Genomic DNA, 12,512 nt, shown 5'->3' on the forward strand with positions numbered 1-12,512 from the left:
CAGTCATCGGATAAATGATTGGCCATAAAAAATCCCCGTCAATACGGGGATTTTTTAGCTTTGCAATCTTTTCTGTATATTAAGCACGCGATTTTTTAATGATCAGTCGACGAATCAGAACATACATAAAGGGAATAAAAATTAGAACCAGCACAGTTCCAAAAATCACCCCGCCCAGTACACTTACCCCAATTTCCTGACGGCTCACCGCGCCAGCACCAGTAGCAAAGACCAAAGGCAAAATCCCAGCGCCAAATGCCAAAGACGTCATCAGAATTGGACGCAAACGCAAAGATGCACCTTCAAGAGCCGCTTCCACTACAGATTTGCCTTGTTGCTGTGCCAGCGAAGCAAATTCTACAATCAGAATGGCATTTTTACAGGACAGGCCAATGGTGGTCAGCAATGCAATCTGGAAATAGATATCATTTGGGAAACCCGCCAGATAACTGAAAATGATATTACCACCAATACCCAATGGAATCGCAGACATGACTGCAGTAGGAATACTCCAGCTTTCGTACAATGCCGCCAGACAAAGAAAAATAAAACCAATTGAAATCAGATAAAGCCAGATGGCCTGATTACTCGACTGTTTCTCCTCAAAGGAAAGACCGCTCCAGACCACATCGACTCCCTCCTGTTCGGCAATCAGTGCTTCCACATCCTGCATAGCCTGACCGGAACTGCTATCTTTGGCCCGGTCTGCTTCCATTTGCAGCGCGGTATAGCCCATAAAACGGTTCACCACTTCAGGACCACCACTCCAGTCCACTTGCGAGAAGTTGCTAAAAGGTACCATCTGATTCTGGTCATTGCGTACATGCCACTGCGCCAGATCTTCCGGCTTGGAACGGAATTCTGCATCCCCCTGCATAATTACCCGCTTAATCCGGCCACGATCAATAAAGTCATTGATATAACTGCCGCCCCAGGCACTGGATAAAGTACTGTTAATTGCCGATTGGGTCAGACCATTGGCCATGGCCTGTTTTTGGTCGATATTGACGCGCAACTCTGCTTTGTCCGGATTAGAACGTTTGCCCAGGTTTTCAAAACTGGTGTAATTGCCGGTCTGAGCTTCCAGTGCTTTAAACTGCTGTTCCAGATATTGTCGGCCATTGCCATTAATATCACGAATCCAGAAATCCAGACCATCAGTTTGTCCCAGACCATTGACTGAAGGTGGCATGGACACGTTAATTTGTGCATTGCGATTGCCTTGAAAATGCTTCAGGGCCCGTTCACGAATCGCTTGTGCGGTATTGTCCTGACCTGAACGCTCATCCCAATGTTTCAATGCCACAAAACCGGTCGCCAGATTCTGACCAGTTCCAGAGAAATTTCGCCCATAACGGATCATCACCAGATTGACATTGGCTTGTTCCTGATCGAGAAAATATTGGCGGACTTGCTCTCCGATCTGAATGGTATTTTTCAGCGGTGCGCCCTCCTGCAATTTAATCTGCAGACTTAAAATCCCCTGGTCTTCAGCCGGCAAGAAACTGGTCGGCAAGGCCCGGTAGAACAGACCGAATACACAGATCAATCCGGCAAATATCACCAGACACACCGCCTGATGCCGGATCGTCATCTGAGCCAGTTTAAGATAGCGCTGTTTCAGATGATCCAGTTTCCGGTTAAACCATGCAGCCCATTTGGCTGGTTGAGGATTTGGCTTGAGAATGAGGGCACACAGTGCGGGAGTCAGAACAAGCGCCACCATCAGGGACAGAGACATGGCTGCAACCAGGGTAATAGAGAACTGACGGTAAATCACCCCGGTAGAACCGCCAAAGAAAGCCATGGGAATAAATACTGCGGTCAGCACCAAAGTAATCCCGATCAGTGCCCCACTAATTTCCTGCATGGACTCTAAAGCTGCCTCCTGCGCAGACAGATTCTGTTCATGCATCAGACGTTCGACATTTTCTACTACCACAATTGCATCATCGACCAGCAGGCCAATTGCCAATACCAGAGCGAACAATGTGAGCGTATTGATACTCATCCCAAGCGTATAGAGGACTGCCATCGTCCCCAATATCACCACTGGAACCGTCACAGTTGGGATTAAAGTCGCACGCCAGTTCTGCAAGAAAATAAACATCACAATGATCACCAGAATCACTGCTTCAAACAGGGTTTTTACAACCTCTTTAATTGATTCCTGTACAAAAGGTGTATTGTCCCGTGGATAGGCAATTTTGTAGCCATCAGGCAATTGCTGAGAAATCCGGGCAATTTCAGCTTTAATCAGATTAGAGGTTTCAATGGCATTGGCCCCTGAGGCCAGCGAAATACCCAGACCTGCTGATGGATAACCATTATTGGTACTATAAGACTGATAATTTTCAGCACCCAGTTCCACCCGAGCAATATCTTTTAAATAAATAAAGCTGCCGGCACGATCCGATTTGACAATAATATTCTGGAATTCTTCCACGGTTTTCAGTCGCGAACCCGAAGTGACTTTGGCATTCAGGTATTGCTCCTCCACTGTTGGCAAATCACCGATTGCACCTGCAGCGACCTGGGTATTCTGGGATTCGATTGCGGCACGCACATCACTTGGCATCAGGTTATATTGTTTTAATTTCCTTGGGTCCAGCCAGATCCGCATCGCATACTGTGATCCGAAGACATCCACCTCACCAATTCCCTCGATTCGGGAAATATCCTGTTCCAGATGGGTCATCAGATAATCAGAAAGTTCAATATTGTTGCTGCGTCCAGATTCATCGTACAGGCTGATCACCATATGCGTATCACCAAGCGACTTAAAGACATTAACGCCTTGGCGTTGCACATCTTCTGGCAAGCGGTTCAGAACGCCATTAATCGCATTTTGTACCTGCACCTGTGCAGTATCCGGATCGGTACCATTTTCAAAGCTAATGCTGACCCGGCTACGCCCCGAAGAATCACTACTCGAACTAAAATACAGCAAATGATCGATACCTTTAATCTGCTGTTCCAGCACCTGAGTCACGCTTTCTTCTACAGTTTCCGCAGAAGCACCGCTATAGGTTGCTGCCACTGTTATCCGTGGCGGTGCAATATCCGGATAACGTTCCACTGGCAGGTTCATTACCGCGAACATGCCAATTGCCATGACCATAATCGCCAGTACTGCAGCAAAGATCGGGCGGTGGATAAAAAATTTAGACAGCATAAGTCCGAGTCACTTTTAATTAATTGGGGATAGAGGTCGTGCAAAATACAAGCAGTCTATATTTGAATATTCAGTGACATAGCAGCAGATTGCAAGAATTAAACACATAAAACTGCGATAAAAACCAATCATGGAGAAATTATGGATAATCCTGGCTGTACACGTTCCTGAGGTTGCGCATCCCTAAATTAATAGCATTTTTTCAAACAAAAAACCCTGCGTCTGCAGGGTTTTTTGGTGAATCAATTGAGCGGATTAAGCGCTGAACTGGTTCATTGTGTTTTTAGAATCATCACCCGCTTTAAGCGCGTTATCACCAGCGAAGATTTCTTTGTGGTCATCACCGATGTCAGAACCAGCCATTGCCTGGTGTTTAACACATGCGATACCGCCGCGGATTTCTTTACGTTGTACGCCAGCAACATAAGCCAACATACCTTCAGAACCGAAGTAACCTTGAGCAAGCTCATGTGTAGAAAGCGCAGCTGTGTGGTAAGTCGGAAGAGTGATCAAGTGGTGGAATACACCTGCTTCACGAGAAGCATCTGCCTGGAAGGTACGAACTTTTTCATCAGCTTCAGCAGCCAATTCAGTTGCATCGTACTCAGCGCTCATTAATTTAGCGCGGTCGTATGCAGATACGTCTTTACCTTCAGCAACCCAACGGTCGTAAGCTTGTTGACGGAAGTTTAAAGTCCAGTTGAACGATGGAGAGTTGTTATAAACAAGTTTCGCATTTGGAACAACTTCTTTAACACGGTTAACCATGTGAGCAATTTCAGCTACGTTTGGAGTCGCAGTTTCGATCCAAAGCAGGTCAGCACCGTTTTGAAGGCTAGTTACACAGTCAAGTACAACGCGGTCGATTTGAGTGCCTTCACGGAACTGGTATAGACCAGAAGCAAGACGTTTAGGACGGTGAAGTTTACCATCACGCTTGATCAGGATTTCGTCTTCTTGCGCTTCTGAAATGTCGATTTCAGTTGTGTCTAAGTAGCTGATGTATTGAGAAGCAATGTCGCCTGGCTCTTTAACCACTGGGATTTTTTGAGTCAAGTCAGCGCCTTCAGAGTCAGTACGTGCAACAATGATACCATCGTCCAGACCCATTTCCAGGAATGCATAGCGAAGTGCGTGGATTTTCGCGATGAAATCTTCGTGTGGAACAGTTACTTTACCAGCTTGGTGACCACATTGTTTCGCATCAGAAACCTGGTTTTCGATTTGTAGTGCACAAGCACCCGCTTCGATCATTTTCTTGGCAAGCAAGTAAGTTGCTTCTTCGTTACCGAAACCAGCGTCGATGTCAGCAATGATTGGCACAACGTGAGTTTGGAAGTTGTCGATTTGTGAAGTGATTTCAGCTGCTTTAGCAGTATCGCCCGCTTCTTGAGCTTTTTTAAGCGCACGGAAAAGATCATTCAGTTCTTTCGCGTCAGCTTGACGTAAGAATGTGTAGATTTCTTCGATCAATGCAGGAACAGATGTTTTTTCGTGCATAGATTGGTCAGGAAGTGGACCGAACTCTGAACGAAGTGCTGCAACCATCCAGCCAGAAAGGTAGATGTAGCGACGTTCAGTTGTACCGAAGTATTTTTTGTTCGCAATCATTTTTTGTTGCGCGATAAAACCGTGCCAGCAACCTAATGATTGAGTGTATTTGCTAGAGTCGGCATCATAAGCAGCCATATCACGACGCATAATTGCCGCTGTATATTTCGCAATGTCCAAACCAGTTTTGAAACGGTTTTGAAGTTGCATACGCGCAGCATCTTCAGGACTGATGTCTGCCCAAGTGTTACCGAATTTCGCTTTTAATTCGCGGATTGCATCAATCGCTGTTTGGTATGTAGTCATGATATATTCCTGTAATAATATTAGGATTTTTCTGCAACGAACCGCTCAAATCACACCCTCAATGACTTGTTCAGATTTTCGACGATCCGTTGGGATAACTAAAGATTAGTTGGCTTATGAAAATTAATCCAATAGTCTGCAAGAATCTTCAGTATTTATTTAAAAAATGAGTAGATCAAAGTCTTAGTAAAGTTTCAAAACAACAAATTAAAATACTGTTTTATATAAATTTATTAAAGAATATTAATGAGTAAAATTTAGACACAAAGGTTAAAAATAATTCATTAGACTTAAGTCTGGGACGGGGGCAGATACTATTTTATTGCACAAAAATAAAGATTTCTGATTATTTCTTAGTCTTAAGACATGAATTTATTGGTTTATTTTTTACGCAAATATTCATATATCAAACTCATAATATCTACCTATAAAACTAGCGTATTAAGGGTGAGTCTATAGAGAGCAAGTTACTAGATCAGCTTTCAGAAATCCCTCCTATTCCCCCCTAGTAAAACACCTTGATAATCCAGCTCAACCTAAACAAATTCCATAGACTATGGTTGTTTTATCATGGCTTTTTTTTCATCGGTGCTTTACACAAAGCCCGTCAGTTATGGCATAATGAGCATAATTTCTTGTATTTATTCTCGGTATTTCTTTTATGAATCTGGAGCGAGTCGATCTCAATCTATTAATTTATCTTGATGTACTTCTTCGCGAAAAAAATGTCACCCGTGCAGCAGAACAATTGGGTGTTACCCAGCCTGCCATGAGTAACATTTTACGCCGATTACGCAATTTATTTAATGATCCTCTCCTGATTCGCTCTTCTGAAGGCATGACACCCACTGAACGTGCCTTAGAATTGCAGCCCCGCATTCGGGATGCCCTGGCTGACTTGTCCATGATTCTGGAACCGCGTACCGAGTTCCGTCCATATACCTCAAATCGTGTCTTCCGGATCATGACCTCGGATTATGCCGAAGCCACTTTAGTACCACGCTTAGTCAAAGCCTTGCGTTCAGAAGCTCCAAATGTTGTTCTCGACTTCCTGACGCCAAGTGACGTGTCTTATCGGGATATGGAGCAGGGCAAGGTCGATCTGGCAATCAACCGCTTTAATGAGATTCCGCAAAGTTTTCATCAGGTATTGGTCTGGCGTGACAGCTTTTCTTGTCTTTTAAATAACAAGCATCCTGCCGCAAGCAACTTAAACCTTAAAAGTTACCTGGATGCACAGCATATCTGGGTTTCTAAAACCGGTATGGGTGTTGGTTTCGGGGTGAATCCTGAAAAACAGGCCGGTTTAGGCTGGATTGATCAGGCTTTGGAACGTATTGGCCAGAAACGTAAGATTTCGGTATTTACCCGTCATTATCAAATGCCAGGCTTATTAGCATCCAATGTAGATCTGATTGCAACACTGCCTTCACGTATTGCGCGCTTGCAAGCCAAAAATCACAATCTGATTTTAAAAGATCCGCCGTTTTATATTCCGGAATTTGAATTGAAAATGGCGTGGTGCCCATTATTGCATCATCATCCGGCACATCGCTGGTTACGTCAGCTGATTTTATATGTTGCACGGCAAATGATTGAAGAGGAAAATCGTGAATTCCTGAGCAATAATTCTCAATTTTCAAACTATTAACCTTACAATCTTCTAAATTCTTATTTTTGAAGATTATACTTTGAGGACTTGAGCTGTCATTGTTACACCTCAAGTCTTTTTTTATGCTAAAAATATCCTAAGATATTATTTATCCACAGGTGGATTTGTGAGCCTCTTACAAAATATCGTGATTATCTTAATACTCATCGCGGGGGCCGGTTTTTTATCTTTAACAGAAATCGCCCTCGCAGGTGCCCGTAAAGTCAAACTGAAAATTCTGGCTGAATCGGGTGAACATCGCGCTCAAAAAGTTTTAGATCTACAAGAAAATTCTGCGGACTTCTTTGCAGCCTCTCAAATTGGTTTAAATGCAGTCGCCATTCTCGGCGGTATTTTAGGTGAAGGCGCCTTCCGTCCTTATATTTATAATTTTGTTTCCCGCTTTTACCAAGGACCTTGGGCTGAAAATATCAGCTTTGCGCTTTCCTTTACTGTCGTCACTTCATTATTTATTTTATTTGCGGACCTGATGCCGAAACGTCTGGCCATGATTGCGCCAGAAAAGATCGCAGTCTCAGTCATCGAGCCAATTCAGATTTTCATTAAAGTCTGTAAACCTTTGGCCTGGTTCATTAACGCGATTGCCAACATGCTGTTCCGTCTGTTTAAAGTGAATACCATCCGTGATGACAATATTACTTTTGATGATATTTCTGCAGTGATGGATGCCGGTGCACAGGCCGGTGTACTCCAGAAGCAGGAACACCATTTCATTGAAAACGTATTCGAGCTGGAAGAACGTAACGTGCCTTCGAGTATGACCACACGTGAAAATGTGGTGTTTTTTACCTTAAATGAACCGGAAGAAAGTATTCGGCAAAAGCTGGCGGAATATCCTTATTCCAAATTTTTGGTATGCAGCAATGACATCGACAGTGTGATTGGCTATGTCGATGCCAAAGACATTCTGGTGCGTATTCTGAATAACCAGTCACTGCTGCAGCTCAATGAAAATACCATCCGTAATGTGTTGACCATTCCGGATACTTTAACCTTATCAGAAGTTCTGGACCGTTTCCGCTCCACCAAGGAAAAGTTTGCCGTCGTCATTAATGAATATGCGCTGGTCGTTGGCGTGATTACCCTTTCCGATATTATGATTACCGTGATGGGTGACTGGGTGACGCCTATTGAAGCCGATCAGCAAATTATTAAACGTGACAACAATTCCTGGCTGATTGAAGGCAGCACACCGATTGAAGATATCAAGCATGCGCTTGAAATTGATGAAATGCCTGATGATGAAAACTATGAAACCATCGCTGGTTTTATGATGTATAAATTACGCAAGATTCCACGTCCTGCAGATGCAGTGATATTTGGTGCTTATAAGTTTGAAGTGGTGGATGTCGATCACTTTAAAATTGACCAGTTACTGGTGACCCGCTTAATCGAAACCAATTCAGTTATTCAAGAAGAATCAGATTAGTCTGGTTCTTCTTTCTAATAAATAGAAAAAATTATTCTAATAAAAAAATCATAAGGTGAGTAATGAATATTTCTGCATTTTTGGCATGTCTGTTTTTTTATTCCGCTCTGTATTTATTTTATTTCTTTTTTGCCAAACAGCAGAATCCCCTGCTCTTACTGGCAGCCATCATTATGCTGGTTTTAACCGTTTTCATTATTCCCTATCCGCATGAACGTCGCCGACAAGGTTTCGACTCGACCTTGAGGTTTGGAGAGTATTTTTATTGGCCCTTGATCACCTGGTGGCGTTTATTTATTTTGCCCATCAGTTGGCTGATTGCACTGATGTATCGCGATTAAAAAAGCACCCGAAGGTGCTTTTTAAAACTATTTATAATTTAGACTTTCGCTAATAAAGCCTCTAGAACAGCTTGATAGTGAATCTGGATATCATCTTCTAAAATTTTATAAGCATTATCGAATTGCACCATAGGCCAGCCTTCTTTCCAGAACGGAAAAATATTGTGCAGGTCATGGGTGACAATGGCATCTTCACGCACAATTGCTTGTGCAATTTGTGACAATACCTGTGCAGTTTCAGCACCATCAATCGCCATATAATCGATACCGTGCGCTTTTAAAATACGGATCCGGTCTTTTTTATAACGGATTTTTTTGATCTGGGCCGAATTTAAACCCAAAGCCAACGATACCGCTTCGACAAATTTGTCTTCAAATGACTGATTCAATGCTACCAAGGCTGCTTTATGTGCTTCCTGACGACCAGCTTTGCCACCCTGACGAATTGCTGCTTGCGCCTCAGTATTTAGCTCATCCTTTTTCATACTTTGCAGGATGTCTAAAATTTCGATGTCGCTTAACGCCTGAGGAGATTGATCAGTCATAAACTGTCCTTAAAAAAATAAATCTTGAATGGGCTATTTTCGCATAATTCGACGCTAAAAAATCAAAATCTTCATGATTAAAACAGCGCTACGTTCTGAAACTGCATTTCTTCTGCGATTTTGCGCCAAATCGACTATAGTGCTTCATCTAAATATTAAATTAATCTTAGGATGATGCCCACTAGACAAGTGACGCTGTTGTTACAGCAACTTAAACGACAGTATCCGGCTGCATTTAAAGGCAATTACCTGTTCTATAGCCAGATCAAAATTCGAGGAATCTGGGATAAAGCCAAGTCTTTTATTCCATGGACTTTGGCCGCCATGATTTTTATTCCCATAAGTTTGATGTCACGAGATCTGCTACAGCATGCTTTTATGCAAATCAGCGAATTTCAGGCACAGAGTTATGCCATTTTAGGCATTCTGTTGTTTTTGATGTTGAGTCTTACCTTGATTTTGCAACAGATTCAGCATTCTTCTTATTCACTGTACCAGTCATTGCGTCACACTCCGATCAAAATGGCTATTGTAATTCTTTTGCTAGCTTTAAATTTACTGTTTATGAAAAGCAGTTTGCTGATGTGGACTCTCTTCTTCTTTGGTGTGAGCTTTGGCTTTGTACGTTTTTATCGGGAGAATTTATTCCGAACAAATAGCCAGAATGCTGAACATTACCAGCTGCAACAATTACGTAAAATCTGCTTCTGGGCTTATAAACAGACCTGTCTGATCCGACTAAAATTACGTTTTTATTCAAGCCATGATCCTCGGCATGCCGAACTAAAACAGCAATTAAATCACTATGCCGGGTTATATACGCGACTGCTGAAATATGAGCATCAATATTGCAAAACCATCAAGTATCTGGACATCGATAGTTATCTGAAAGATAACTCATAGTAATATCAATCACTCTTAATTCTCTCTATTAAATATCTACAACTCTTCATTAAGAGAACAGGTAGATAGACCTAGTTTGTAGATAAGAAGTGATGGAATTGCTTGAAAAGAAAGCGATCATTTAGAAATTTGCTTGCCAAGCTTTATTTCGTCCTCTATTATTGCGCACATGCCCGAGTGGTGAAATCGGTAGACACAGGGGATTTAAAATCCCCCGCCCACAAAGCGTGCCAGTTCGAGTCTGGCCTCGGGCACCATTTTAATTTTTATTAAAATGGTGCAATAAAAAATCCAGCATTGTGCTGGTTTTTTTGTGCCTGAATTTTATTTTTTAGCGCGAAATCCCCTATGTCAGAATTAAAACACTTCGATCTCGCCACATTACAATTACGTCATCCAGACGCTTTTTTTCTAAAGTTGCATTATAGCCGCTTTAAATTTAATGCCCTGCAAAATATCCAGTTCGTTATCGCGATTAATTTACTGTCCCTTCTGGTCTGTGTAGCCTGTAGTATCAGCTCGGTATTTCTGGAATATTATTTTTTCAAAAATGCCACGATTGCGTTTAATGTCACCTTAATTATGCTGATGGCACTACTGTATCCTTATATTTGTTATGCGCAATATCAGGCACAGTACAGCTCCAAAGCCTATGGTCAGCGTTTGCAACATTGCCTCTATCTGCAAATTCCAATTTTTCTATGTTTGCTGCTTAACCTTTATCTGGTTCATTCGGATGTGCTAGTCATTATCAGCATGATTTTTTTAGCGATTTCCTCCTTTGGGGTGGTCATCCTAGAACCTTTATTTAAAAGCTCCTGTAGCGCAATTGATCAGATCAAATTGCAGAAACTCCGGCAACTGGCTTTTTGGGCTTATCAACAATCCAGATCAAAAACACCACAACAGGTTCAGGGCCACTCGAATCTGCAAGCTTATTACCAAAATCTCTATCAGCAATGCATGAATGAAGAGCAACTATTATTAAGCTCGATTCGCTTTAATAGCTTTAAAGAGTATTTCAACAGATAATAAAAAACCCTGCAGCTGCAGGGTTTTCTTAAATCACCATTCACGATTGGTAATCAGTTCTTCCATTTCAATCTCAAACAGACCATGCTCTTGCACCACCATCATCATGGCTTCGGCAATATAATCTGCAGCGCTATCATCCAGAGATGAATCCAGATCTTCAAACTGAGGTTTCATGACATTAATATCAGCCACAGTCAGATTGGCAAGCTGATAAATTTCTTGATCTGACAAACCTGATTTAGCAACTTTTTGGGCAAAACGTTCGATATGCTGTTTGATTTCAGCAACCAGAATATCGGGATAATATTCATCATCGAACATGGGGAGAAGTAAATCTGCAAACATTACAGGCACTCTAAAGGATGACTATCTAATCTAAGCGTGCCTATATAGCATATTGTTGCTTAAAAGCCAAACAACATTGCCAATGTAGGGATTTCCCAGCCTCGCTTTCTAAGCCATTTGCATGGCTTGCCAGACTTTAATCGCATCGGCTGTAGCCTTAACATCATGTGCCCGTACCATGCAGGCACCTTGCTGAATACTCAACAAATGTGCTGTTGCAGAGCCTACTGCCCGCTCTTGCGGTGCTGCACCATCTAGCACTGTCCCGATAAAGCGTTTACGAGATAAAGCAGACAGAATCGGATAGCCCATTTCTGTCAGTTTATAAAATTCGTTCAGCAGCTGTAAATTTTGCTGGGCATTTTTAGCGAAACCAAAGCCTGGATCGATCATGATATTTTCTGCTTTTACTCCAACATCCAAGGCATCCTGAACGCGTTGGGATAACTCGCGAATCACCTCAACAGTAACATCCTCATATTGATCCAGATTGTTCATGGTGGTCGGCTCACCACGCATATGCATGATGATCACTGGAATATTCAGTTCTGCTGCGGTCTGCAATGCATTCGGCCGAGTCAAAGCACGGACATCATTCCAGATATGCGCACCGGCCTGAACTGCTGCGCGTATGACTTCAGGTTGCGACGTATCAATCGAGAGAATAACATTATGTTTGGATAAAGCTTCAACGACAGGCACCACGCGGCGAATTTCTTCCTCCACTTCTACCGCTGCTGCACCTGGACGGGTTGATTCACCACCAATATCAATCACGGTTGCGCCTTCGGCCATCATTTCCAGTGCGCGAGCAACTGCATCTTCTTTTTGATTATGCCGGCCGCCATCACTAAAAGAGTCCGGGGTGACATTGAGAATCCCCATTACATGCGGCTGGGATAAGTCCAATTTTAAATCACCAAATGTCCATACATGTGGTAACAAAGGCATCAGCTGCATGATTCAATACTCATTTCACAATAACCCTGATATTGTCTTATGGATAGTTAATTAAAGCAAAGATGAATATAACCAATACTTAAATTTTAAAGCAGGTTTTATTTGAATAATGCATAAGTTGGCATTACGGTCATTCTTTCATCTGCAGCCATTCACTTTCTAATATGCTGTAGATATTTGCTATCTTAAATAGTTGAATAATCTCATTCTCATAGTTTATTTTGATGTTATATCGTTTATAGCGAAATGA

Annotated in this window: 10 protein-coding genes and 1 tRNA gene; 6 read left to right on the forward strand and 5 right to left on the reverse strand. The window is 42.3% G+C overall.

Annotation, left to right across the window (positions count from 1 at the left end; genetic code table 11):
* Nucleotides 1-79 precede the first annotated feature (79 nt).
* A complete protein-coding gene (locus AY607_RS13880; RefSeq protein ID WP_064102851.1) occupies nt 80-3,175 on the reverse strand; it encodes a multidrug efflux RND transporter permease subunit in 3,096 nt (1,031 codons plus the stop codon).
* A gap of 255 nt (nt 3,176-3,430) precedes the next feature.
* Nucleotides 3,431-5,032, reverse strand: coding sequence for an isocitrate lyase (locus AY607_RS13885; RefSeq protein ID WP_064102852.1), 1,602 nt, complete (start codon nt 5,030-5,032; stop codon nt 3,431-3,433).
* A 661-nt stretch (nt 5,033-5,693) separates the two neighbouring features.
* On the opposite strand from AY607_RS13885, the gene AY607_RS13890 reads away from it, so the two are divergent.
* The 3 genes from AY607_RS13890 (at nt 5,694) to AY607_RS13900 (ending at nt 8,474) form a co-directional block, all read left to right on the forward strand.
* Nucleotides 5,694-6,683, forward strand: coding sequence for a LysR family transcriptional regulator (locus tag AY607_RS13890; protein ID WP_064096319.1), 990 nt, complete (start codon nt 5,694-5,696; stop codon nt 6,681-6,683).
* Between the two features lie 127 nt (nt 6,684-6,810).
* Nucleotides 6,811-8,133 (forward strand): hemolysin family protein, encoded by a 1,323-nt coding sequence (locus AY607_RS13895; RefSeq protein WP_064096320.1) that lies wholly within the window; start codon nt 6,811-6,813, stop codon nt 8,131-8,133.
* 62 nt (nt 8,134-8,195) lie between these two features.
* Nucleotides 8,196-8,474 (forward strand): hypothetical protein, encoded by a 279-nt coding sequence (locus tag AY607_RS13900; RefSeq protein WP_064096321.1) that lies wholly within the window; start codon nt 8,196-8,198, stop codon nt 8,472-8,474.
* A gap of 38 nt (nt 8,475-8,512) precedes the next feature.
* On the opposite strand, the gene AY607_RS13905 is transcribed toward AY607_RS13900, so the two are convergent.
* Nucleotides 8,513-9,019 carry a hypothetical protein gene (locus tag AY607_RS13905; RefSeq protein WP_064096322.1) on the reverse strand — a complete coding sequence of 169 codons (507 nt, stop codon included), beginning with the start codon at nt 9,017-9,019 and terminating at the stop codon, nt 8,513-8,515.
* A gap of 174 nt (nt 9,020-9,193) precedes the next feature.
* Here AY607_RS13905 and AY607_RS13910 point away from each other — a divergent pair, with 174 nt between their 5' ends.
* The 3 genes from AY607_RS13910 (at nt 9,194) to AY607_RS13920 (ending at nt 10,954) form a co-directional block, all read left to right on the forward strand.
* Entirely contained in the window at nt 9,194-9,922 is a 729-nt protein-coding gene (locus AY607_RS13910) for a hypothetical protein (protein WP_064102853.1), read from the forward strand.
* A 171-nt stretch (nt 9,923-10,093) separates the two neighbouring features.
* Nucleotides 10,094-10,179: transfer RNA gene (locus tag AY607_RS13915), tRNA-Leu, on the forward strand.
* A gap of 91 nt (nt 10,180-10,270) precedes the next feature.
* On the forward strand, nt 10,271-10,954 hold the full coding sequence (locus AY607_RS13920) for a hypothetical protein (RefSeq protein WP_064102854.1): 684 nt from the start codon (nt 10,271-10,273) through the stop codon (nt 10,952-10,954).
* A gap of 33 nt (nt 10,955-10,987) precedes the next feature.
* On the opposite strand, the gene AY607_RS13925 is transcribed toward AY607_RS13920, so the two are convergent.
* Nucleotides 10,988-11,302, reverse strand: coding sequence for a DUF5713 family protein (locus tag AY607_RS13925; RefSeq protein WP_064096325.1), 315 nt, complete (start codon nt 11,300-11,302; stop codon nt 10,988-10,990).
* A 108-nt stretch (nt 11,303-11,410) separates the two neighbouring features.
* On the reverse strand, nt 11,411-12,262 hold the full coding sequence (folP, locus tag AY607_RS13930; protein ID WP_064102855.1) for a dihydropteroate synthase: 852 nt from the start codon (nt 12,260-12,262) through the stop codon (nt 11,411-11,413).
* Nucleotides 12,263-12,512: the final 250 nt, after the last annotated feature.

Source organism: Acinetobacter sp. SFA (assembly GCF_001647535.1).
GTDB classification, from domain to species: domain Bacteria; phylum Pseudomonadota; class Gammaproteobacteria; order Pseudomonadales; family Moraxellaceae; genus Acinetobacter; species Acinetobacter pecorum.

Bases quoted from the DNA above. Each gene is read 5' to 3' on its own strand.
- AY607_RS13880 (WP_064102851.1), bottom strand. From the start codon at position 3,175: ATGCTGTCTAAATTTTTTATCCACCGCCCGATCTTTGCTGCAGTACTG.
- AY607_RS13885 (WP_064102852.1), bottom strand. From the start codon at position 5,032: ATGACTACATACCAAACAGCGATTGATGCAATCCGCGAATTAAAAGCG.
- AY607_RS13890 (WP_064096319.1), top strand. From the start codon at position 5,694: ATGAATCTGGAGCGAGTCGATCTCAATCTATTAATTTATCTTGATGTA.
- AY607_RS13900 (WP_064096321.1), top strand. From the start codon at position 8,196: ATGAATATTTCTGCATTTTTGGCATGTCTGTTTTTTTATTCCGCTCTG.
- AY607_RS13905 (WP_064096322.1), bottom strand. From the start codon at position 9,019: ATGACTGATCAATCTCCTCAGGCGTTAAGCGACATCGAAATTTTAGAC.
- AY607_RS13910 (WP_064102853.1), top strand. From the start codon at position 9,194: ATGCCCACTAGACAAGTGACGCTGTTGTTACAGCAACTTAAACGACAG.
- AY607_RS13920 (WP_064102854.1), top strand. From the start codon at position 10,271: ATGTCAGAATTAAAACACTTCGATCTCGCCACATTACAATTACGTCAT.
- AY607_RS13925 (WP_064096325.1), bottom strand. From the start codon at position 11,302: ATGTTTGCAGATTTACTTCTCCCCATGTTCGATGATGAATATTATCCC.
- folP (WP_064102855.1), bottom strand. From the start codon at position 12,262: ATGCAGCTGATGCCTTTGTTACCACATGTATGGACATTTGGTGATTTA.